Here is a 25,432-nt window from a genome sequence, read left to right on the forward strand (position 1 = left end):
TATTACAAAAATTATTTACCGGCGAGTTTCATTTTCTCGAATGTGTTGTTGCTGATTGCTTCTATCGCTTTTTGTAATGCACCATTGAGATCATTGATCACTTCAAAATATGCATCCGTATCCCAAAGATTTCGGGCTAACAAAGCTTTGAGTTGAATTTTTATTAGCGGTAAGGAAGCATTATAGCCGGCAGTATCCATGGTTACCCCTTGTTTTGCAGCAAATGCAAAAAAGTCGTCGAGGAATTTTTGTTCAATTTTAAATTTCTCGCGGAACACCTGGATGGTTGGATAATCTGTTTTTAACTGATTACGGTTGTTATCGGTATAGGTCAGTGTAAAATCATTTAATGCTCCTTTGCGAAGCAGGTTGCTGTAATAATTGCTGCCCATAGTTGTATCAAGTGGAACAAACAAATCCGGCATAATTCCACCGCCACCTTTTACAACACGTTTTGCATTGGTAAAATACTTTGTTGAATCAGCAAAATGAATGCTGTCCGCATTAAACAATTCGCCTTGTTTGTACCGGTTGTTCAGATCGGAATCGTATTCATCTTCATCACCCAATTGATAAGGTTTCTGAATACATCTTCCTGAAGGCGTATAATAGTGTGCAACGGTCAAACGGATGACGGAACCATCAGGCAACTGAAAAGGTTTCTGAACAAGGCCTTTCCCGAATGAACGGCGACCGATAATCAGTCCGCGGTCCCAATCCTGTACAGCTCCGGAAACAATTTCAGAAGCAGATGCGGATGTCTCGTCGATCAGAATTGCAAGTTTTCCTTTTTCCCATCCTCCGGTAGTAGTAGAATTAAAATCGTCAGACGGACTGTTTCTGCCTCGTGTGTATACAATTTTCTTTCCTTCAGAGAGGAATTCATCCGAAAGTTCTACAGCACGGTTGAGATAACCACCACCGTTATTTTGCAAATCCAGGATAAGACTGGTCGCGCCTTGTTCTTTCAGTTTGCTCAAAGCCTTTTTAAATTCTTCTACCGTTGAATCAGCAAAACGGCTGATTTTAATATAACCAATCTGCGGAGCGACCATGTAGGAGGCATCCACACTAAACAATGGAATCTGATCCCTGGTAATGACGTATTCAATAAGCTCAGGAACCCCACGACGGAAAATCGCTACTTTCACTTTCGTTCCTTTATCGCCGCGAAGTTTTTTAAGGACATCATTGTTAGTGATTTTGATACTGGCTACATTTTTATCATCAATGGTAACGATCCTGTCACCGGCACGAATTCCGAGTTTTTCAGAAGGGCCTCCGGGAATGGTTTGTGTGACCATGATGGTATCTTCATGGATATTGAATTGAATTCCCACTCCTTCAAACTTACCCACCAATGGTTCATTCATTTCACGCATTTCCTCAAGCGGAATATAAACTGAATGCGGATCCAGGGTTTTGATCATCGCTTTCAAAGCTTCTTCGGTAAGCTTCTTATCATTTACCGTATCCACATAATAATATTTAATCACTTCCAGAGCATAATCCATTTTTGTAGGCTGGAGCGCCTGTGAGTATGAGGAATGAATAGTTCCTGCGAACAAGTAAGCAGTAAGAATTAATGCCAGGTAACGGGAAATCACGTTTTGATTCATTTTGATTTTCATAGATAAATTAAAGGAAATACAAAGATACGCACAGAGGTGTTAATAAGTGTGAATGCGCTTATTTCTTTCAACCGGAGCTATCTTAATAAAGTTTCATGCAATCCGGCTAATTTGTGATAAAACGCTTCTCTCCTGCCGGAATCAAGCATTCTACCGGCAAGATAATCTGAAGAAGAAATGAAGAAATTTTAAGCGGATTTTATTTAGGTCTTTTTATTCCAAAAGGAATCTTCAGATTCACACACACGTTTCTTCCCATATCACGAACTCCAATTGTGCGGATGAGTGACAGATGATTGAAATAACCGGTGTTCATCAGGTTATTCGCCGAGATGCTCAAATCAAACATCTCGTGTCCCCAGCGGAAACTACCTCCGAGGTGGAGATCCAGAAGATCATAGCCTTCGCTTGTTGTTTCAAAGGTGGCCACTTCTCCCTGTTCAAAATATTTGCTGTATACAAGCTGCAGGTATGGATTGTACACATAATTCATTTTGTTCTTTTTAAATTTCAATGCGGCTACAAATTTATCCGCCGGTATATAGGGTAGGTTTCCTCCATTCTCCAATTCAGCCTTCATGATTCCGTACGACAAATTCAAATCAATCCATTGCGCTTTTTCAGGGTGGATATCAAGGGCAAATTCAGCGCCTGAAATTGTAGCATCGTCCTGGCGATATTCATAGAACGGAAGTAATGAATCTACACCACCGATTGAAACGGTTTTGAATCCTCCGTTATTTTTCAAATAAATATAACCTGTAATTTTATTATAAAAACCTTCCAGATGGATATCTAAATTTTTGCTATTCAGTATGGCAGCAAAATCGCCTTCCAAATTTTGTTCAATGTCGAGGTTTTTATTTCCTGCTTCAAAACGATAGGTTCCCTCGTGTTTTCCATACACTCCCAACTGAGCATAATTTGGCGCGGTAAAACCGGTTGAAACATTCGCCTTCAATGTAAGGTGTTCAATCGGATGATAGGCAGTACCGATAGAACCATTTGCCAGAGAGAAATTCCTGTCAAATTTTAGAAATGGCCGTTCATCCGGACTTACTGAAATTTCGGAACTTTCATAGGATTTAACACTCAGACTTCTCGCATCAAATCGGCCGCCGGCAAGGAAATTCCATTTCTTCACATCATAGCGAATCAAGGCGTAAAATCCAAGATCAGTTTCGTCAGCATCCGGAACCAGTCCTTCTTTTCCTGAATTCTTATTACTTTGAATCAATCCCTGTGTTCCTATTGTGTAACCAAATTTTTTCTCTGAATTGGAAGAATATTTTAAATCATAAGTAATGGAATTAAGTTTTAACGCGATTGCATCTTCTTTTTGCTTATCAGGCAATGGTTCGAATTCCTTACGGTCGTTAAGCTGATATGATAAATTGAAATTGACTTTCGAAGAACCCAACACGATTGTATTTTCCAGAGCCGCCACATGGGAAGTCACATCCTGATAAGGAGCTTCCATTTCCCGGTCACGTTGTTCGGCATTGAGGTCACCGGGTTCAAGGGTTGAATCATTTTCAATTTCAACAATTCCGATTTGTTGATTCAAATAGGAATAAGTGAATTTACTGACTCCCCATTTTTTACTCATACCAATCACAAATTTACCATTGGTAGACATGAATTTTGAATTGGCTGCAAACTCTTTGTCTTCCGTATTCTTTTTCACTTCTTCTCCTTCACCCTGTACATAACTGGTATGAGAATTCGCGCCAAAGCGGACGGAATAGAAAAGTCCTTTTGCGGATGTACCTTTTACACCTGCTTCTGAAACGATACCCAAGGTGTTTGTATGAAATCCAAGATTTACATCGCCTACTACATTCCCACTGATGGCCGGTTTTTCATCCGTAAAAATGATGGTTCCTCCCATGGCATCAGCACCATAAATCAAAGCGGCAGGGCCTTTGATGACTTCCACTTTATCGACTCCATTTTCATTGATGCCCATGTCGTGACGGTCATCCCAGGGCTGATTATCAATCCGTGTACCATATTGATAAAGCAATAAACGGTTGAATGATAAACCACGGATCACAGGTTTGGTGATTCCGTTTCCCAGAGAGATTTTATCAATACCCTGCTCATATGACAAGCGTTGCAGTAATCCCATATTTCCATCGCGTTTGAGATCATGTGCAGAATAAGTGATTACGGGATAAGGTATATCATCCGGCAATTTTGTACTGTTGCTCGTAATTGCAACCTCTTCCAATTCCATAGCAGACGGCTCCATTTCAATGTTGAGCACAGTGGCGCTGTCTTTTGTGTTGATTGTACGAACAACAGATTTATAACCGATTCTCGTGAACTGAATATTCACCACTCCTATTCCGACATTTCGTAAAATGTAAGTTCCTCCTTCTTTAGAAATATCATAGCGATTAAAATCCGGAATATATACGGCAACATTATCCAGAAATTTGGTTTTGTCCTTTTGATCCGAGACAATTCCGCTGACGGTATGCTGTGCCATTGACTCCATTGACAATGCAAAAATGAAGATCACCAGGGATAGATACTTGTACATACTTAAATATTTGCAGTAAAAATAAGTAAACTCCGCTAATGATGAAGCGGAAAATAAAATAGAACAGATTGATGTTGAGAGAGTTCTAAAGTATTTTAAAACCGGTCCGATTTTTCAAACAATTCAGGCAATATGTGTATGTGATTTTTCCTGATATGCCTATACGCCTGACATGGATTCGCCGGCAATATATCCGGTTGTCCATGCTGCCTGAAAATTAAAGCCACCCGTCAGTGCATCAATATCCAATACCTCTCCTGCGAAATACAAATTAGGGACAACTTTACTTTGCATGGTTTTGAAATCAACTTCCTTTAATGAAACTCCACCACAGGTTACAAATTCTTCTTTGAAAGTTGTTTTACCGCTGACTGTATATTTATCCGAATAAATAATTTCGGAAAGACGATTCAATTCTTTTGAAGAAAAATCCGCCCAGATAGTATCATCAGAAATACCGGCTTTGTAGACTAAAAATTCCCATAATCGTTTTGGTATTCCGGTAGATGGTGTTTGTGCTACGGCTTTTTTAGGAGAGTTCTTTTTTAAAGAGTGCAGGAACTCTTTTATCTCCTCCTGATTGAGCTTACCTGTCCAGTTGACATTTATTTCAAACTGATAATTCAATTCCTCCAGCTTTCTTGCACCCAGTGAACTCAGCTTTAAAATCGCAGGGCCACTCATTCCCCAGTGTGTGATTAAGAGTGGGCCTTCCTGTTGAAATTTTGTCCCGTTAATCTTAACCAATGCATTGGAAACACTCAGTCCCATCAACGAGGTAATCTGATTTCCCGGCATATTGAAAGTAAACAATGAAGGAACCGGAGGAACAATTTTATGTCCCAAATCCGCGAGCCAGTTGAAGGAAGCAAGCGAAGGAAATCCGCCACTGGCGACAAGGACAGCATCCGCGATAACATCCTCGTGTCCGTCAAAAAATAAACGGATCTTTTTTGAAGGCATTGGCTGCAACTTTTTCACTTTGGCTTCCCTTTCTATAATCACTCCTACCCGGTTTGCCTGTTCCAAAAGACATTCAACAATTGTAGAAGAATCATTGCTGATTGGAAACATTCTCCCATCCTCTTCCACTTTCAAATCAACTCCATTATTCCGAAACCATTCTACTGTTTGTTCCGGTCCAAAACGATGAAAAGGACCCAACAATTCCTTACTTCCTCTTGGGTAAAAGTGTACTAAAACCGAAGGATCAAAACAGTGATGCGTCACATTGCAGCGTCCGCCACCGCTGATTCTGACCTTGGTTAAAAGTTTATCACTCTTTTCATAAATGACCACCCTTGCTGATGGATTCATTTGTGCCGACTGAATTGCAGCAAAGAAACCGGCAGCACCTGCACCAATTATTGCGATATGTCTGGGTGAATCCATTTGGTGGACTAAGATAGGGAATCGTTGGTAGTTGTTAGTTGTTAGTTGTTAGTGCTTGGTGGTTAGTGCTTGGTGGTTAGTGCTTGGTGGTTAGTGCTTGGTGGTTAGTGCTTGGTGGTTAGTGCTTGGTGGTTAGTGCTTGGTGGTTAGAGACTGGTGCTTAGTTGTGAGTGGATTTGATGTTTATTGGATGTGCGGTTTTATTCAATTTTCATATTAAAATTCATATTGTCATGTGAAGAAAATTCAAATCTTTGCGGGGATGAAATTATTCGGTGACGATACTTTAGCATTGTTTGAATTTGACAGGGTCAGAGACCGTGTGGAACATCATTGCAGATCGGCTTCCGGCAAGCGTAAAGCGCTGGAACTCGCACCAATAGCGGATCGCGACTACCTCACACTGGTCTTAAAGCAAGTTGATGAATTCAAGCAAACACTGAATCAGCATGGTTATTTTCCGGATCTGACTTTTGAAGACTTTGAAGAAGAATCCCAGCTATTGCTTATTTCGGGATCCATGTTACTTGAAGTGCAGTTCAGTAAGATCCGATCAGCATCCGTCTCCATTAACGCGATCCTGAAATTTCTGAATGACCGGAAAGCTTCTTATCCCAATCTCCTCCTGCTGACTCAAAATGTCTACATCACGCAGGAAATTATCGCGGCAATTGACTCGATCATCGATGCACATTCACAGGTAAAAAGCAGCGCCTCTCCAACTTTACAGGATATCCGGAATCAATTGAGTTCTAAACGGCGCGAAGCAGATAAACGCTTCCGTAGTTTTATTCTGGATCTGAAGAAAAAAGGTTGGTTGCGTGATAACGAAGAAAACTTTTACAACAACAGACGTGTACTTGCCATGCCTTCTGAATACAAAAGAGAAGTCAAAGGCATTGTGCATGGAAAAAGTGAAAGTGGGAAAACCACATTTGTGGAACCGGAAGCACTGGTTGAACTGAACAATGAAATTGCGGAACTGGAACAGGATGAACGCTATGAAATCAACCGTTTGTTACGGGAGTTAACGGATACATTGCGTCCGTTCAGCGCTTTGATCAGAGCCTATCATGAAGTGCTGACAGCATTTGATCTTGTGAGGGCAAAAGCAAATTTCGCTCTGGAGATCAAAGCGAATTTACCGCAGTTGAGTAAAAATTCAGTCGTGCGCCTGGTTAATGCATACCATCCCCTGCTCTATTTACAGAATCGTATTCAGAATAAAGAAATCATTCCGTTGTCCATTGAACTCAAGCAGGACAGCAGGATTGTGATCATCAGCGGACCAAATGCCGGAGGAAAATCGATTACCTTAAAAACGGTCGGGCTCTTGCAGATCATGTTGCAAAGCGGTTTGCTCGTTCCCGCGGAAGAAAAATCAGAAATGTGTTTCTTCAATCATTTACTGGCAGATATCGGCGATAGTCAGTCAATAGAATACGCTCTCAGTACCTATAGCTCCCGCCTGATCCGGATGAATCAGTTTCTTCGGATGGCCAACAACCGTACCCTGATTCTGATCGATGAATTTGGCACGGGTACGGATCCTGAGCTTGGCGGAGCGATCGCGGAAGTTGTACTCGAGGAATTGAACAAACGAAAAGCTTTTGGTGTGTTTACTACCCATTACACCAATATCAAATTGCTGGCGGATCATCTGGATGGCGTACGCAATGCTTCCATGCTTTTTGATCCTGAGACTTTGCAGCCCAAATACAAATTAATATCCGGACAACCCGGAAGTTCCTACACTTTTGAAGTAGCTGAAAGAATCGGTTTACCAAGACATGTTTTGGACAGAGCAAAGAAAAAAGTACAGCAGGACAAAATCAAACTGAACGCGATGTTATCCACTTTGCATTCACAAAAAGTGCAGCTTGAACAACAGCTTCATTCTTTGAAGAATAAAGAAGACCGGACCACCGCTTCTGCTGAAAAATTCGAGCAACTGCGTGAAAAGCTGGAAAGCAAACTGGAACAGGAAAAATCCAAACGGGACGAGAATCGCAAGCTCCTCGAATTGGGACGACGCATGCAAATTCTCGCGGAAGAATGGGATAAGTCAAAAGACAAGAAACCCATTATTAAAAAGTTTGTCGGTCAGATGACCGCAGAGAAAAAGAAAAAAGCCGCTGACAATGCTCCCGAAAAAATCGAGAAACGTCGCCAGGCTTTAATCGAAAAGCTGAAAAAAGAAATTCAGATTGGCAGTAAAGTGAGGATGCTGAAAGGCAAACAAATTGGTATCGTTGAAGAAATAAAAAAGAATACGATTTATGTCAACTTCGGAACAATGTTGGCAAAAGTGGCGATTGAAAACCTGGAGATTGCGGAGGAGTGATTTTGGATTTTGGATTTTAGATTTTAGATTTTAGATTTTAGATTGATGAGTTACGAGTTACGAGTGAAAAAATTTGGGGGGGAAAAAAAAAAAATTTTTTTTAAATTTTTTTTTACAACCCCCACCCCCGCGGGGGGGGGGGGGGGGGGGGGGTGGGGGGGGGGGGGGGGGAGGGGGGGGGGGGGGGAAAAAAGGTGCCGGGTTATGGTTGGGGGGGGGGGGCCCTTATTACCCAAAAACCCAAAACCCCCCCCCGCGGGGGAAAAGGGGGGGAAAAATAGTAAAAAATTTTGTTTTTTTTTTTGTTGGGTTGAAAAGATTGTTCGTTTTCATTCCTCATTAATCACAAAGCGCATTTGCTATAAATAAAAGTATTTAAGAGCAAACCACTCAGCAACCTAACCCCGGGCGCAGCGAGGAACGAGCGGAGCACGGGAAGGGCGGAATTGAGGAGAACAAAAGGATCGTTCCAAAAATTCTTTCAAAAATATTTTCTGATTTGGTGGAATGATTTCTATAATAGCGAAAATGAGGATCAGTTCTAGAGAATTTCCGGACATTGACAATCCGGAATGATGATGTTTTTTACAGTACGGAGGCCATTGTATCTTTTCCAATGATGTAAACCGGTAACAGAAGATTGATCAGGATGATGATGATGGAAAGTGCCAGGGTTTGTACAGGCTTGTTCCGAAAAAGGTAATCAAAAGATAAAACGAAGGCAGGAAAACATAGACACAATAGACGATTGATATCGTATGCAATGAATAACTGAAAAAACGGGAATATCAGCATGCAGGATAATACAATGGTGGTCCTGTATTCTTTTTTCTGAATTGTTGAGATGAGGGCAAGTAAGGGAAGAATCCATGCCATCCGAAAACTGTAAAATACTCCGTTGAATAAATGAGAAAAATTCGCGTAAATATTTCCAATGATATTTTCTTTGCTCAGATAGAAACTGAAATCATAACGAACAGGAGTAAACTCTGAAATTGTCCAGCGGAAAAGAGCGTAAAGGATAATAACAGGAAGTAAATCAAACAGACTTTGTTGAAGAACTTTTTTATAGGGAAGTTCCCTGTATCTCCACAAAAGTAATCCCGGAAAAGCGAAGATGGAGGATTCATGATTGAGCAATACAAGTAATAAGCAGGCTACAAATGCAATTCTGTTTAATCCCGGAAGCAGACAGATCATCAGAAATTGCCAGCTTATGCTGTCGACATAGCCCGGACCGGCCAGACATAAAAACAGCATGAAAGAAAAAGACAGCAAGGTGACTTTGATAAATCCGGCATACAACGGAATGCTGCCCAAGAGGGAGAAACGTTGGACGAGGGTCATGAATGCAATCATCATGATCCAGGGAAACAGGAAAAAGAGCTTCCCGCTCAATCCAATTGCATGAGCAAGTAATGGTGAAAGGATTCTGTATCGGGCGGGATTTTCTGTAGAAAAATCAAATGGCGCGATGGACAAATTCGAAAAAAGAATTCCGTGAAACTGCACCTCCCTGGATGGGTGAATCCAGAACCAGGCAATCGCAAAAAGTAACAGGGAAAAGCCGGCAGAAAAGATCCACGACAGGTAATATCCAGACCGGATCTTTTCTTGAAGCATGAAATAATATCAGGATTATTTCAGGGAATGTTTAACTCTGAAGCAGGTCGTTGATGATCTTTTCAACGGTTACTCCGTCCGCTTCAGCTCTGTAATTGCGAACAATACGGTGACGAAGAATCGGATGAGCAACAGCTTTGACATCCGCGATATCCGGGGAGAATTTTCCGTTGAGCGCGGCGTGACATTTCGCGCCAATCACCAGGTATTGTGATGCACGTGGACCGGCACCCCAGGAAAGGAAATTATTTACATCCTTGGTAGCTGCCGCTGTGTTTGGACGGGTTTTGGTTGCCAATGCAACCGCATATTGCAACACATTATCAGGAATCGGAATACGACGAATGAGTTCCTGGAAATAGAGAATTTCCTCGGCAGAAATAATTTTCTCCAGCTTCGGACGATAATCGGATGTAGTATTTTTCACCACCAATAATTCCTGTTCAAATTCAGGATAGGTCAGCAATACGTTAAACATAAAACGGTCGAGCTGTGCTTCCGGCAACGGATAGGTTCCCTCCTGTTCGATCGGGTTTTGAGTCGCGAGAACGAAAAATGGGAGATCAAGGGCATAGCGTTTCCCGGCAGCAGTTACTGCATATTCCTGCATGGCTTCCAGCAGCGCGCTTTGCGTTTTTGGAGGTGTCCGGTTGATTTCATCGGCAAGGATAATGTTGGAGAACAAAGGCCCTTTAATGAAACGGAAATGACGGGATTCGTCAAGAATTTCTGTCCCGATGATATCCGAAGGCATCAGATCCGGAGTGAACTGAATCCGGTTGTACGTGAGTCCGAGTGACTGAGCGATGGTGTTTACCAAAAGCGTTTTTGCCAATCCGGGTACGCCCACCAACAGGCAATGTCCGCGACTGAAAATGGAAATGAGTACATCACGTACAACTTCATCCTGTCCGATGATGACTTTTCCGATTTCCTTACGAAGAGAATTGTATTTTACGACGAGATCCTGAACTGCTTCAACATCGCTTTTATAATTTGCTGCCATAGGCTGATAGTAGTGCTTAAATTTAGTGTAGACTGATTATTGGTCTGCTTACGGATTTTTCCGAAATGCAAAATAAAAAAACTATTCGTTCAACTTCCAGTGCTTCAGAACCTCGCATCCGGCATATTCCTGGTTGATATGGAAATATGTTGTTTTGCGTTTTTTCTCCACCCATTCACTCAGTGCTTTGTTTTGTTTTTCCTGCAAAGCGACTTCCTGAATTTTCTGGTAATCATCTTTCAGGTTGGCTTTGTGCGGCTGAGTCTTGGATTTCACTTTAACGATCCTGTAGGCATTTTTATTATCCGTTGTAGTCATCAGCAAAGGCGCAGAGATACGATCCAAAGGCATGCTGTCGACCTGGAAGAACAATAAACGATCAATCTTATCGGGAGCAAGGCGGGTTGTATTGGTCTCCGGATTGATCATCAGACCTCCGCTGTTTCGGGTATCTTCATCGTCAGAATACTTTTGCGCGGCTTCTTCAAAAGTGATTGAGCCCTTGTTGATTTCTGCACGAAGGCTGTCGAGGAAATAAACACTTTTTACAAGATCCGCGTCATTTGTTTTCGCCTGAAGAAGGATGTGACGGACATTGATCTGATCCGCTCTGCGTTCGATCAACTGGAGAATATGAAAACCAAATTTTGTTTCAATCACCGGTGATACTTCGCCCGGTTTCAGACGAAAAGCCGCGGCTTCGAATTCAGGTACCATGGTACCACGTTCAAACATACCGAGCTCTCCTCCTTTTTTTGCTGAACCCTGATCCTGTGAATACAATGCAGCGTACACAGCGAAATCTTCACCGGTCATGATTTTGGTACGGAACTCTTCGAGACGGGCTTTTACTTCCTTTTTCTCCGCTTCACTCACCGGAGGATTGCGAACGATTTGGGCAATCTCCATTTCCGCGTCGATATAGGGAAGGCTGTCGGAAGGAATGCTTTCAAAATAAGCCCTTACATCGTTTGGAGTGGCAGTGATATCCTTTGTAATCTTTGATTGCATGGTTTGAACCAGCAATTGATCGTGGATCATTTCACGAAATTCAGTTTTGAGCTGACGGATGCTTGAATGAAAATAAGCTTCCAGTTGTTCTTCGGAACCGATCTGGCGAATGTAATAACGCATCCGGCGATCCAGTTCACCTTCCACCTGAGATTCAGGAACAGTCACACTGTCGATATCGGCCTGGTTGAGGAGCAATTTCTGCATCAGCAGCTGATCAAAAATGAGGCAGCGGGTGTTTTCGCCGGTTTCCATTCCCTGTGCCGTAAACTGGACATATTGCTTTTCAATATCAGAACGGAGAAGGATTTTATCACCGACAACGGCCATTACCTGATCAATTACCTGTTGTGCCGAACCGGTTGTACTTGCAAAAAGTAATACAAGCAGTATGTAACGAGAAATTCTATTTTTTTTCACCAGAAATTTTGAATCTATAATTTGAATCGCAAAGTTAATCTTTTATACCGCTTAATGGAAAGTTTTTGAATCCCTTCCGGCCATCTAATATTATGTAAGACAAGTTCTTAATGAATCTTAAAATATTGGTTCTTCCCTCCGGTTCCGGATTCAATAGACTTCAACATCCCCGCTTTTTCGGGCATCCTCATACGCTTTTTGCTCCATCTGCTCAATGAGCTTCAGTTTTCGCTGGTTGATGATCAGACTTCTGATGTTGTTCTTCTCAAAGCTTAAAGGAGAAGTGCTGTTTTTGATCATGAATCCCTTGATACTCACCATGTAAACATGACTTGAATCCTCGATTTCAATATTCCTGTTGTTCTGGAGGAATTGTTCTTTGTCGTAAGTCTTGATTGGAATTTCCTTTAATAAATCGTCAAAGAGCAGCCAGGTCTGGTCATCCAGAAAATAGTTAACGGCATATTGATGGCAATATTCTGCAAGTGCTTCACGATCTTTCGTAGAATTGCTACGGTAGAGGTTTCTCACTTTGTCCATTTTCGGGGACTTCTTGTTCAATTTAAGATAGATTACCTTAATGATATTGTCCTTGAGTTCAAAGTTGTTCTGATTGGCCTTATAATACTCTTCAATTTCATTGTCGGCCACGACGGTATCCAATTTTTGAGCGATCAATTCCGTCTCGTAAGCGTAGGTGATTAGGGTCTTGCGGTAATCTTCAAGCTTTTTCTCGACATTCTTTTTTTCTTCATTCAAGTTGTTTTCCGCCTTTTCCAAAACTGCCTGCTGACGAATCCAATTTTCAATAAATGACTTGGTGATATTGACGCTGTCTTGTTTGGATGCTCCTTTCGGAACCACACCCTGCAGATCATCCGGATACAAATAATAATTATAGGCACGGGCAATAGCATCCTTCCCCCTGTCTTCCTGGTTCTTCCTGAAGTAGGAACAGCCTGACAGTGTTGTTAGAATGAGAGTTAGGAGGAGAAGGCGCACTGGCTGGATTTTAGATTTTAGATTTTAGATTTTAGATTTTAGATTTTGGTAGAATGGAAAAAAATGAAATGACTCCGTACTCCATTCTCCCGGATGTATCGATGTTCGTCCCTTGTCCCTCGTCCCTGACAATTCGATAGCCAGTGCTTATTCAATGTTCGCTCAAAAAAGTATGGCGCTCGCTTTTTCAAGGAACGCCATATTTCTCTATACATAGATAAGATTATTTATTAGCGATGGAATCGACAACATCCTGCTTGATTTGAACGGGATATTTGGCGCGTAAGGTCTGGATCCATTCTTTTTCAAGAGCATTTTGATAATCGGCAGTTACCAGTCCTTTTGATTCATCGAGTGATTTTGGCTGAGCAGGGAGAACCTGTTTTACATCGACAAACACAACCTGATTGTCTTTCGGGATGTCTTTTGTCAGTCCGGTTTTCCATTCGATTTTATCGATGACTTCGTTATCATTTTTCGCAAACTTCGCGGATTTCACCTGAAGATTTAATTGTGAGCTCTTGTTGATTTTTGCAAGAAGGGTATCAACATCATCAATTTTCTTCATTTGCTTTCTGACTTCTTTTGCAATTTCAGCATTTGCGCAAGTGTAGACAGTAGCATCAAGACGATCACCCCACATGTAATTTGTTTTATTCTTCTCATAGAATTCTTTGAGACCGGTGGTATCTTTTACCGCTTTTGACCAAACCTTTTTATCGGTAAGTTCAAACAGTAAAATTCCATCACGATACTCACCCATGAGATTGCGGAAATCAGGATAGAGAGAATCCAGTTTTGTTTCTTCGTAAGCCAAACAGCTTTCATTTACCCAATCGGTGTACATGTTTGAAGCCAGTATTTTTGGATCGAGTCCTGCTCCTCTTTTGCTTTGGTGATCGGCAACATAGGTTGCGAAATCTTTTTGGGAGTAGAATTTGTTACGGAGAGAGAACATGTTTCCTTTGAGAGCAGCCGCATTGTCGGCAGACCATTTACCTGAAGATAAAGTGGTGTCAATGGTTTTCATGAATTCATCTTTCGCTTTTGGAACTTCCATGAAACCATATTTCGCTTTGATTCTGGAAATCATGGAGGATTTGCTCAGCTCTGAACGGGAATCTTTCTGAACTTTTTGTTTCAGATCAGCCTGGAGTTCTTCGTAAGTACCCAATGATTTCTTCTCAATCAATTTGATGATGTGCCATCCGTAGGAAGTACGAACTGGTTCTGAATAATCTCCGGCAGTTTTTAAAGCGAACGCCGCTTTTTCAAATTCAGGAACCATTCTTCCTGTTCCAAACATTGGCAGCAAACCACCGTTTTTCGCGGAGCTCTGATCATCGGAAAACTGACGGGCAAGGTCTTCGAATTTCTCACCGGCTTTCAGTTTGGTGTAGATTTCATTTATTTTCTGAACAGCTTTGGTAGAATCATCTTCCTTCGCGTTAGCGGCAACTTTCACCATGATGTGTGCAACTTTCACTTCACCCTGAGCCGGACGGGAATCTGTTACTTTGATAATGTGATAACCGAAACGGGTACGAACCGGAGCGGAGATTTCACCATTCTTTGTATTGTATGCAGCTGATTCAAATGGATAAACCATTTGCATCGCGCTGAAGTAACCGAGATCACCACCATTGTCTTTAGCTGAAGGATCGTCGGAATATTTTTTCGCGGAAGCTGTGAAATCAGCGCCTTTCAACAATTCACCACGAACTTTCATGGCTTTGTTATACGCTTCGATAGTATCTTTTGGTAGAGCATTCTGATCGCATTTGATCAGAATGTGGCTGGCACGTAAATCCGTTTTCATACGTGCATAAGCTTCCTTCAGCAGGTTTTCGCTGACATCTTTATCTACCAGGTAAGGCTGAGCAAGTTGTTTGCGATAGCCACCGAGTTCATCAACGAAAGATTTGGCAGTATCCATTCCAAGCTCCAATGCTTCACGCACTTTGAGTTTGTAATTGATATAAAGCTGGAGATATTCGTTTACTGCTTTCTTATCGAAGGTAGTTTCCTTTGTATTGTTCTTTTTGAACACACGTTCAAACTCACTCTTCGGAATGTTTTCGCCGGCGATGTTGAGAATAACAGGATCACTTTTATCCTGGGCAATTCCGGCCACAGACATACTTAAAAATAACAATGCAGAAAGAAAGAGGTTCTTATTCATATTTGATTAATGTATTTGGGAGCGCAAATTTAGCAATCAATCGTTTCTATCAAAACATTGCAAAATTGACAGAATTAGGGAACTTTTTGATGAAGTATCTGTGAAATGTTTAAAAAACAATGGTTTTGAGGCTGATTTTAACACGTCAGCCAATCAAATGAATTTCAATCAGGAAATCAGGAATTATCGACAATAAATTCCATTAGCGGAAAATACCAGAATGACCTGTTAATTAACGATGGTAGTTCGGTGCTTCCTTGGTAATCGCCACATCGTGAGGATGACTTTCCTGAACACCGGCAGCGGTAATACGGATAAAATTGGCTTTCTGGAGTTCATCAATATTTTTCGCTCCACAATAACCCATACTTGCCCGCAAGCCGCCAACCAATTGATAAAGCTCCTCTCCCACCTGTCCTTTGTACGGAACCCGGCCGACAATTCCTTCCGGTACGAGTTTCTTTACATCATCCGTTTGAGCCTGGAAATACCTGTCCTTGGAACCTTCACGCATCGCTTCAATGGAACCCATTCCCCGGTAGCCTTTGAATTTTCTTCCTTCGTAAATGATGGTTTCACCCGGACTTTCTTCGGTACCTGCGAGTAAAGATCCCAACATGACGGTATCCGCGCCGGCAGCAATGGCTTTGGCGATGTCTCCGCTGAAACGAATTCCACCATCTGCGATCACACACACGTCAGTATCTTTCAGTGCTTCCGCGACCTGGTAAATGGCTGTAAACTGAGGAACACCGATTCCGGCAATGACTCTTGTAGTACAGATCGAACCCGGACCAATACCAACTTTCACAGCATCGGCTCCGGCCTTAGCGAGATATCGTGCTGCATCAGCAGTGGCAATATTTCCAACGATGACCTGGAGTTTTGGAAAAGCTTTCTTTATTTGTTTCAGAGTATCGACAACACCTTTGGAATGTCCGTGGGCAGTATCAATAGTAATTACATCCACTCCGGCTTCAACCAGTGCGCGGGCACGGTCAACAGCATCTTTGGTGACACCGATGGCAGCTCCAACACGCAAGCGACCAAATTCATCTTTACAGGCATTCGGACGTGATTTAACTTTCAGAATATCCTTATAAGTAATCAGGCCAATCAATTTTCCTTTTTTATCAATTACAGGAAGCTTCTCAATTTTGTATTGCTGCAAAATAGCTTCCGCTTCCTTCAGATCCTTTACACCGGTGGTGGTGATCAGGTTGTCCTTGGTCATTATTTTTGAAACAGGCAGACTGAGATCTTTTACAAAACGCAAATCCCTGTTGGTACAAATCCCGACGAGGATATTGTTTTTATCCAAAACCGGAATCCCTCCAATTTTGTATTCCTTCATCAGCTCCATTGCCTCGCGAACAAGCGCATCCGCGTGAAGCGTGACGGGATTACTGATCATCCCGCTTTCACTGCGTTTTACCTTTCTTACTTCAGCAGCCTGTTGATCAATCGTCATGTTCTTGTGCAACATTCCAATGCCACCTTCCTGAGCAATAGCAATAGCCATTTCAGATTCGGTGACCGTATCCATCGCGGCTGAAAGAATAGGAATGTTCAGACGAATTTTCTTCGTCAGGTAAGAACCAACGTTCGTTTCGTTCGGAAGTACTTCCGAATACGCAGGAACAATCAGTACATCATCGTAGGTAAGGGCATCGCCGAGAAATCGGCCTTGAGCAACTTTCATAGTGCAGACAGGGATAAAAAAAGTTGCACGCAAAGGTAAAAAAATAAGTGGAGGATTTGGTTGAAATGAATGCGGAAAGCAATTATTTCTCCGAATTCTTCATCAAAAATTGCGAAAAATTGAGGGCATTAAAACATGTTCGCTAGACCAAAAGACTCAAGCCTGATTTTGAACAACATACAGGCACATGAATTATCGAATGAGTGTCACTGCTCCTACTTTCCGGATTTCAGAACCATCCACTTTCTTCGCTTTAATCTGGTAGATATACACACCTTCGGGTGCCTGAGCCTGATGTGTTGATCCATCCCACCGTGCATGGGGATTGTCGGTAGAATAAATATTTTCTCCCCAACGATTAAAGATATCAAACGAATACTCCTTTGTATCCACAAAGCCATTGAAAGGACCGAAAGATTCGTTCAAATTGCCACCGGGATGAAATGCATTCGGTATAAAAATCACTGGCTCCTGCCGCAGGCAAATTTCATTTGACAAACTGGAGTCAAGAAAGAAATAAGGATTACCCTGAGATTCTATTGCCTGGATGGTATAACAGAATTCACCATCGCTGTAAAAATCATCAATTACAGTATCTGTAAGCATCAATAAATTTCCATTGGAAATTGTAGCAATCGGAACCGGATCACGGAAACCATTGACGGTTCTGTACACATTGTAATAATCAACACCTGTCGGCCACTCATTGTAAAGATCCCAGGCAAGTGTATTGGTATAATCAGGATTGGAAAAACCGGTAAGTAGAATCGATTTACTGATTTGAGAATCATAAACTCTCAAACCGCAGGAATCAATGGTAGAGATTTTGTAATAATATGCCTGAACCGCAGGATCAACACCAAAATCAGAAATAGAAATGTAAGCAGAACCAGTTGCAGTCAATGATGCGATGGAAACAAATGGTCCGGTTGGTGACCCGGAGCGAAGCAGTTCATAACCTGTCACAGCAGCGGCAGCATCCACATAGGCATCCACTTTTATGGAATTCGGACCTGTTACTGTAACGCGACGTATATATGAAAAAGTTGGTGGTGGCGGGAAAACAGGAACAAGACATACTTTGTTAGATGTAGATGACCTTGGTCCACCGGAATCAATTGCACGGATCCGATAGCAAAAATTTGATCCGGAAATCAGAGTGGTATCTCTGAAAGAAGTTGTTGAACTTGTCCCTGCAAGCGACTCCGCTCCTCCATTGACACTTACCCAAATTTCATAGGTTGGCGCAGTGCTCCAGAAGCTGTAAGGCGTCCAGGATAAATTGATCGCGTGCGTACACAATTCAAAATTCGCCCGTGCAAAAATGGTGGAATGAGGTAGACTTTGAGCGCTCTGATTCGCACAACTGTCCAGAGCAACAACTTCGATGGTCTGCAATTCGGTTGTCGCGGGAATGACACTGCTATACGATGTACTATTGATTCCGGCAACCAAAGCAATAGGTTGAAAGTTTCCAGTCTGATCCTTGTATTGAACCTGGTAAAATGAAAGGTCGGATGGAGTTCCCACCAACCATGCGACGACAACATTTCCATTTGCATCCACACTCACCGAATCAATTGTGGGAATATTGGGAGGTGTTTTGTCTTCAAATATATCACCATCGAAATTGGATATTGATTTGCATCCGCTCGAATCAGTCACTTCAATTTTATACTTCACCGTATCACGACAAATGTAAATCTCATCGGTATAAGTCATTGGTACAGTTGCAGTGTATGCATTAACCGAATCAATCAGTGTGAAGATTCCGGCGGGATATTCCCGATAGATTTTATAATACACGTAGTTGCTGGAGATGGGCGGTGTGTGCGTCGGGTTCCATACCAGATTCGCAAAACCATTGTTTGGTGTCACATTCAGGTAAATTGCCTGAACTGTATCCGTGTATTGATCCGGATCGCCATTGTTGCTTTTAAATACTACATAATAGTAAGCCAGATTGGTTGTTGCAGCGGCGGCATTGTCGATCGATTGGGTATTGTTAAAAATGAAGATGCTGTCGCTCAATGAAAATGGTCCGGAAGCGACCGTTGAATGATAGACGTAATATTTCTGAAAAAAAGCCCCTTGCAAGCCGTTTTTATCCCAACTGACTGTTGCTGCGCCGCTTGCGTCAACAGAAATGCAGCGAATATTGAAGGCTTGTGAATCCATTGCCATGGAATTCAGCAATACGATCAGCAATACAAAAAATGGAAGTTGACGCATCCGGACGAAATAGCGCCTAAATTTACGCTTTCCCCTTGAGTGAGGCAATTATTTCCGTCCGACTACCAATTCGTAAAACATGCTGGAATCAAGGTATTTATTGGCCAAAGCCTTGATTTCTTCCGGCTGAATGGTACGGACTTTCTCCAGATACTTCTGGTAATAATCATAACCCAGACCGTGCAAATGAAGCGAACGGAATCGATCCGCCAGGTGAAAAGCGCTTTCGATACCTTTTATAAATGTACCACGCATGTAATTGCGTACCATTTCGAGTTCTTCCTCATCTACCAATTCAGTCTTGAGGAGGTCTATTTCCTTGTAAATTTCTGTCAACGCCGGAATCGTAACATCAGCACCCACTTCGGTAGAAATAAAGAAATACCCTTCCTGTTTCATCGAAACAAGTGCGGAGCCAATTCCATAGGTATATCCTTTGTCTTCACGAATATTGGACATAAGACGGGAACCAAAATATCCACCAAGAACGGTATTGAGAACTGCCATCCCCGGATAATCCGGATGGTTACGATTGAACAGTCTTCTACCGATCCGAATCGCGCTTTGAACAGCTCCTTCTTTGGCAATAAATTGTTTTTTATCGCCGGTATAATTCATTTCCGCGACAGCAAAAGGTGTTGCCTGAGCGCCTGACCAGTTTTTATCTCCGAAAAATTTATTCAGCAATGACAATGTCCCCTCGCCTATCATTCCGGACACAATAATCACACAATGATTACTCAGGTATTGCTGTTTGTGATAAGTCTGCAGAACTGATCTGTTGAGTTTATCAAAATCTGTTGGCTCCACATAAAATCCATATGGATGTTTATTTCCGAAAAGAATTTCATTGAATTTTCTTCGGGCCAGTGAACCGACTTTCTCATTTTCTACAATGAGACGCTGCTTGTTATTTTGTTTGTAAACACCGAGTTCAGATTCGGGGAAAACCGCATCAGTAATCATTTCCCGCAAATAAGGCAAGGTTGATTCAAGATGCTTGTTTAATGTATACAAGTTAACGGTGCAATAATCCGCGTTCTCTTCTGTCTCGTAAAAAGCGCCATAATAATCCACACCATCCGCGAGTTGCTGTGCATTGTGTTTTGAAGTGCCCTCACCCAACATGCGGTTGGTAGCGGAATGCAGCAAGCCATTGGTTGGGTCAAAGGTTCTGTTCAGGAAAAGCAGTTCCACTTTTACAAGATCCTGAAAACCTGAATTTATATAATACACCGGGACACCATTGTCCAGTTTGTAGGGTTTTGCTTCCTGTATATCAACGGCACCTATTTCGATAAGTTCCGGTTGTGATTTTCTATCGGGAGAATTCTTCATGCTCATAAATTGGAGAGGATTATTTTTTCTTTGCCAGATAATATAAGGTCGAACAATTTTCTTCCCTGAATATTTCCTGAGCTTGTTTGAGAATATCTTCCCGGGTAACCTTCTGGTATAATTTTATTTCTGTGTTCACAAGATTAACATCACCCATGTATTCAGCAAAAGCCAGATTGAGGGAACGGCTGGAAAGATCCATTTCTGAAAATTCAATTGTGGATTCTACTTTGTTCTGCACTTTTTGCAACTCATCCACTGAGACCAATTCTGTAATAATCTTATTTATTTCCTCCTGAATGGCTGCTTCTGCTTCCTTCATGGTTACACCTTTTACCAATTTGCCCTCGATCACGAGCAGGCTCTTGTCAAAGTCGGCTGTTTGATAAGCGTTGATTTCAGTAAATAGTTTTTTCTGCTTGAGCAGTGAATTGTAAAGTCGGGATGATTTTCCTCTGCTCAATATATCCGTGAGCAAATCGACCGCATAAAATTCAGGATCCAAACGCGAGCAGGAATGATAGGCTTTGTAAATAGAATCGAATGGAATGTCACGTTCCACGGTGAGTGAACGGGCTTCTGTTTGTGGTGGTTCCGCGGGATAAGGCGTGCGCGGACTGATATTTCGTTTGATCTCTCCGAACCATTTTTCCGCCAGTTCAAAAACTTTTTCCGCCTTAATATTTCCTGAGACCGTCATGATGGCGTTGTCAGGACAGTAATAGCGAAAGAAGAAACCTTTCACATCCTCCATGGTCGCATTTTCGATATGCGAAATTTCTTTACCGATAGTTGCCCATTGATAAGGATGTACTTTATAAGCAAGCGGGCGAAGCAAGAGCCAGACATCTCCATATGGCTGGTTGAGATAGCGTTGTTTAAATTCCTCGATCACCACGCTTCTTTGCACTTCCAGACTTTTTTCTGTGAAAGCAAGGCTTAGCATACGATCACTTTCAAGCCAGAAAGCAGTTTCGATATTTGTGGCAGGAAGGGTTTCGTAATAATTGGTGATGTCGTTATTGGTAAATGCGTTGTTATCACCACCGGCGACCTGTAATGGTCCGTCAAAATCCGGGATGTTGACAGAGCCACCGAACATCAGGTGTTCGAACAAATGCGCGAAACCTGTTCGGGAAGAATCTTCATCCCTTGCTCCTACTTTGTAGAGAATATTTACGTTGACCAATGGAGTGGCATTGTCTTCATGGACAATTACCTTCAGTCCGTTGCTGAGTGTGTGCGATTTAAACTGGATCATATAGAATTGGAAAGATCTTCAGCGAAGGTAAGAGATATATTCGTTTATGAATTAAATTAAAGATTCGTTTATGAACACTGAAATCGTTAAATAATATGCAACTGTTCTCAATAATTCAAATGCATGTAAAATAAATTTTGACTATGACAATTGATGTGTCAGATGTCAGTCATATTGAAGAATAGGAACATCATAGATTAATCCACTTCAAGAGAAACAACTTTCTTCCTCGCTTCAAGGAATTCGTTCCATACTTCTTTCACAATTTCCTTTGCCGGTTTAATCTCACGTATGAAAGCTGAGATCTGTCCGATTTCAAGTTCGCCTTCTTCCATATCTCCTTCGAACATCCCTTTTTTTGCACGCGCTCGTCCGAGCAATGTCTTGAGTTCTTCCACAGATGCGCCGCGTAATTCAGCAGCTTCAACTTCTTCTGCAAATTTATTTTTAATCAATCGAACCGGAGTGAGTTGCTTCAGCGAAAGTCGTGTATCACCTTCTTGTGATGAAATTAATTTTTGCTTAAAATTCTGGTGAGCAGACGATTCCTCAGAAGCTACAAATCGGGTTCCCATTTGAACACCTTCCGCGCCAAGTGCAAACGCGGCAAGCATGGTTGTTCCGTCACCAATTCCTCCGGCTGCAATCAGAGGAAGCTTTGTGACTTTACGAATCATAGGAATCAAAACCAGAGTTGTTGTTTCTTCTCTACCATTGTGTCCGCCGGCTTCGAATCCTTCCGCGACAATGGCGTCCACTCCTGCTTCTTCCGCTTTGAGAGCGAACTTGGAATTCGCGATAACGTGAACAACTTTGATTCCTTTGGATTTCAATTCTGCCGTCCAGGTTTTGGGATTACCTGCTGAAGTGAAAACAATTTTCACACCTTCTTCAGCAATGATTTGCATAATCTCCGGAATGTTGGGATACAAAAGCGGAACATTAACGGCAAAAGGTTTATTCGTTGCCGCCTTGCATTTTCGAACGTGCTCCCTGAAGATATCAGGATACATCGAACCGGCTCCGATTATTCCCAATCCACCCGCATTACTCACAGCAGATGCCAGTTCCCATCCACTGCACCATATCATACCTGCCTGAATTATAGGATATTCGATATCAAACAATTGCGTAATCCTGTTGTTTTTCATAATGTTAATTTAATCCGGAAATTGTGGTCGCTGGTGACTCCAAAAGTAATACTTTTACGGCTTGACAGAATTTGAAACATGGTTTGAAATGATTTCGGTTTTTTAATCCGGGATCAGGGATGAAAGAACAAAAAATCTGATATGAAAGTAATTATTCCTGTCGCGGGAATCGGAAGTAAATTAAGGCCACACACGCACACGCAACCAAAAGCACTGGTTCCTGTTGCCGGCAAACCGATTCTTTCGCACATCGTTGATAATCTCATTGAAGCCGGAATGCGGGAGTTCATTTTTATTGTGGGTTATCTCGGTGATAAAGTTGAAGAGTACATCAAAACAAGTTATCCCGGAATTGTAAAAACATTTATCGTTCAGGAACCACGTGAAGGAACCGGACATGCTGTATGGCTTGCTCGTAAACATGTTTCTGAAACTGATGAAGTCATCATCGCACTCGGAGATACCATTTTTGATATTCAGTTGAGAGATGTCATCGGGCAACCGGAGTCTTCACTTGGTGTCAAAAAGGTGGATGATCCGCGGAACTTTGGTGTGGCTGAACTGGATGAACACGGTTACATCAAACAAGTTGTTGAAAAACCTCCTATCCCAAAATCAAATCTTGCACTTGTCGGTATTTATAAAATAAAAGAAGGTCGGCAATTGATGGAGGCTTTGGATAAAATGATTTCATCCGGACAAACCAGTCATGGCGAATATCACCTGACCGATGGAATCGCGATTCTTCTTTCCGAAGGCGCGAAGATGAAAACCTTTCCGGTGGAGAACTGGTACGATTGCGGAAATAAGGATAGTCTGCTCGAGACCAATGCAGTATTACTCAAGAAAAGCGCGAACGCTTCAAAAAAATATTCCTTCGAGAATACCATCATCATTCCACCTGTAAGTATCTCCGAACATTGTAAAATCAGCAATAGCATCATCGGACCTAACGTTTCGATTGGTGAGAACACGATTATTGACTATTCCATTCTCAAAGACGCGATTATTGGCTCATATTCAGAAATCAATAATGCGGTTTTGCATCACAGTGTCATCGGTAGTGATGCCTCACTTCATGGACAAAGCCAGTCGCTGAATTTAGGAGATAGTACGGAGATTGATTTTGGAACTTAATTAATTGGTTGTTGGTTGTTGGTTGTTAGTTGTTAGTTGTTAGTTGTTAGTTGTTAGTTGTTAGTTGTTAGTTGTTAGTTGAAATTTAGATTATAAAATAAAACTAAAATCTAACATCTAAATTCTAAAATCTACAATCTAAATTCTAACAACTAAAATCTAAATTCTAAAAAAGAAACATGGAAAAAGATACAGAAATATTTGCCCTTATTAATCAGGAAAAAAAACGTCAGGAGCATGGAATTGAACTGATCGCTTCTGAAAATTTTGTAAGCAAACAAGTCATGCAGGCCATGGGTTCCTGTCTGACAAATAAATACGCCGAAGGACTTCCCGGAAAACGGTATTACGGAGGATGTGAAGTTGTAGACCAGGTTGAACAAATAGCAATTGATCGCGCAAAGACTTTGTTCAATGCAGCCTGGGCCAATGTGCAACCACATTCCGGAGCACAGGCGAATGCGGCTGTGATGCTGGGTTTGTTACAACCCGGAGATGCGATACTCGGTTTTGATTTATCTCATGGCGGACACCTTACACACGGTTCTCCGGTGAACTTCAGTGGTAAATTATATCAGGCACATTTTTATGGAGTAAATCCTGAAACCGGACAAGTGGATTACGATGCTATGGAAGTCACTGCGAAAAAAGTGAAGCCAAAGCTGATGATCGCCGGTGCTTCTTCTTATTCAAGAGACTGGGATTTCATTCGAATGCGTAAAATCGCGGATGAAGTGGGCGCTTTTCTGATGGCGGACATCGCGCATCCTGCCGGACTTATCGCACGCGGACTTTTGAACGATCCTCTTCCCTATTGTCATGTTGTGACAACAACTACACACAAAACTTTACGCGGACCACGCGGAGGCATGATCATGATGGGAAGAGATTTTGAAAACCCGATGGGATTGAAAACACCGAAGGGCGAAATCAGAATGATGAGTTCAATCATGGATGGCGCTGTTTTTCCGGGTACACAAGGCGGACCACTGGAACATGTAATAGCAGCTAAAGCGGTTGCGTTTGGTGAAGACCTTACGGACGATTATCTGAAATATTGCGTTCAGATGGTGAAGAACTCTCGTGCCATGGCAAAAGCATTTGTTGATCTGGGCTACAAAGTAATCAGTGGTGGCACTGATAATCACAGCATGTTGATTGATCTGCGTTCCAAAAACCTCACCGGAAAACTGGCTGAAAATGTTTTGGTAAAAGCGGATATCACCGTCAACAAAAACATGGTTCCTTTTGATGATAAATCTCCTTTTGTAACATCCGGTATGCGTGTAGGTACACCGGCGATGACGACCCGGGGAATCAAGGAAAAAGATTGTGTGAAAATTGTTTCGCTGATCGACGAAGTATTAATGAACAATGAAAATGAAACGAAAATCGCCGCGGTGAAAAAGAAAGTAAACGCGATGATGGAAAAGTTTCCGCTTTATTGATTCA

At 42.0% G+C, this 25,432-nt stretch carries 16 protein-coding genes; 3 read left to right on the forward strand and 13 right to left on the reverse strand.

The features are described from left to right. Positions 1-11: 11 nt before the first annotated feature. The 3 genes from IPP86_14835 to IPP86_14845 all read right to left on the reverse strand — a co-directional run bounded on the left by IPP86_14835 (position 12) and on the right by IPP86_14845 (position 5,571). The gene (locus IPP86_14835; protein ID MBL0139779.1) at positions 12-1,604 is read right to left on the reverse strand and encodes a S41 family peptidase; all 1,593 of its coding nucleotides are present in this window, start codon (positions 1,602-1,604) and stop codon (positions 12-14) included. Positions 1,605-1,830: 226 nt separating this feature from the next. Then, a complete protein-coding gene (locus IPP86_14840) occupies positions 1,831-4,179 on the reverse strand; it encodes a TonB-dependent receptor (protein ID MBL0139780.1) in 2,349 nt (782 codons plus the stop codon). 159 nt (positions 4,180-4,338) lie between these two features. Continuing rightward, complete coding sequence (locus IPP86_14845; protein ID MBL0139781.1) at positions 4,339-5,571, reverse strand: NAD(P)/FAD-dependent oxidoreductase; 1,233 nt, start codon at positions 5,569-5,571, stop codon at positions 4,339-4,341. A 262-nt stretch (positions 5,572-5,833) separates the two neighbouring features. On the opposite strand from IPP86_14845, the gene IPP86_14850 reads away from it, so the two are divergent. After that, positions 5,834-7,915 (forward strand): DNA mismatch repair protein MutS, encoded by a 2,082-nt coding sequence (locus IPP86_14850; GenBank protein MBL0139782.1) that lies wholly within the window; start codon positions 5,834-5,836, stop codon positions 7,913-7,915. A gap of 585 nt (positions 7,916-8,500) precedes the next feature. Here IPP86_14850 and IPP86_14855 read toward each other — a convergent pair. The 10 genes from IPP86_14855 to IPP86_14900 form a co-directional block, all read right to left on the reverse strand. Next, entirely contained in the window at positions 8,501-9,538 is a 1,038-nt protein-coding gene (locus IPP86_14855; GenBank protein ID MBL0139783.1) for a hypothetical protein, read from the reverse strand. Positions 9,539-9,569: 31 nt separating this feature from the next. Continuing rightward, complete coding sequence (locus IPP86_14860) at positions 9,570-10,544, reverse strand: AAA family ATPase (GenBank protein MBL0139784.1); 975 nt, start codon at positions 10,542-10,544, stop codon at positions 9,570-9,572. Between the two features lie 81 nt (positions 10,545-10,625). After that, positions 10,626-11,975, reverse strand: a complete 1,350-nt coding sequence (locus IPP86_14865; protein ID MBL0139785.1) for a peptidylprolyl isomerase — start codon at positions 11,973-11,975, stop codon at positions 10,626-10,628. A 150-nt stretch (positions 11,976-12,125) separates the two neighbouring features. Next, a complete protein-coding gene (locus IPP86_14870; protein MBL0139786.1) occupies positions 12,126-12,977 on the reverse strand; it encodes a hypothetical protein in 852 nt (283 codons plus the stop codon). 223 nt (positions 12,978-13,200) lie between these two features. After that, on the reverse strand, positions 13,201-15,159 hold the full coding sequence (locus tag IPP86_14875; GenBank protein ID MBL0139787.1) for a peptidylprolyl isomerase: 1,959 nt from the start codon (positions 15,157-15,159) through the stop codon (positions 13,201-13,203). 232 nt (positions 15,160-15,391) lie between these two features. Beyond that, on the reverse strand, positions 15,392-16,861 hold the full coding sequence (guaB, locus tag IPP86_14880; GenBank protein ID MBL0139788.1) for an IMP dehydrogenase: 1,470 nt from the start codon (positions 16,859-16,861) through the stop codon (positions 15,392-15,394). A 192-nt stretch (positions 16,862-17,053) separates the two neighbouring features. Beyond that, a complete protein-coding gene (locus IPP86_14885; protein ID MBL0139789.1) occupies positions 17,054-19,093 on the reverse strand; it encodes a gliding motility-associated C-terminal domain-containing protein in 2,040 nt (679 codons plus the stop codon). 48 nt (positions 19,094-19,141) lie between these two features. After that, entirely contained in the window at positions 19,142-20,431 is a 1,290-nt protein-coding gene (locus IPP86_14890) for an insulinase family protein (GenBank protein MBL0139790.1), read from the reverse strand. 19 nt (positions 20,432-20,450) lie between these two features. After that, complete coding sequence (locus IPP86_14895; protein ID MBL0139791.1) at positions 20,451-21,692, reverse strand: insulinase family protein; 1,242 nt, start codon at positions 21,690-21,692, stop codon at positions 20,451-20,453. Between the two features lie 197 nt (positions 21,693-21,889). Then, positions 21,890-22,843 (reverse strand): nitronate monooxygenase, encoded by a 954-nt coding sequence (locus IPP86_14900; protein ID MBL0139792.1) that lies wholly within the window; start codon positions 22,841-22,843, stop codon positions 21,890-21,892. A gap of 141 nt (positions 22,844-22,984) precedes the next feature. On the opposite strand from IPP86_14900, the gene IPP86_14905 reads away from it, so the two are divergent. Together IPP86_14905 and IPP86_14910 are read left to right on the forward strand one after the other, a co-directional pair. Next, positions 22,985-23,980: an NTP transferase domain-containing protein gene (locus IPP86_14905; GenBank protein ID MBL0139793.1), complete on the forward strand. Its 996-nt coding sequence runs from the start codon at positions 22,985-22,987 to the stop codon at positions 23,978-23,980. 179 nt (positions 23,981-24,159) lie between these two features. Beyond that, positions 24,160-25,428 carry a serine hydroxymethyltransferase gene (locus tag IPP86_14910; protein MBL0139794.1) on the forward strand — a complete coding sequence of 423 codons (1,269 nt, stop codon included), beginning with the start codon at positions 24,160-24,162 and terminating at the stop codon, positions 25,426-25,428. The last annotated feature ends 4 nt before the right edge of the window (positions 25,429-25,432 follow it).

Source organism: Bacteroidota bacterium, from assembly GCA_016720935.1.
Lineage (GTDB): Bacteria > Bacteroidota > Bacteroidia > AKYH767-A > 2013-40CM-41-45 > JADKJP01.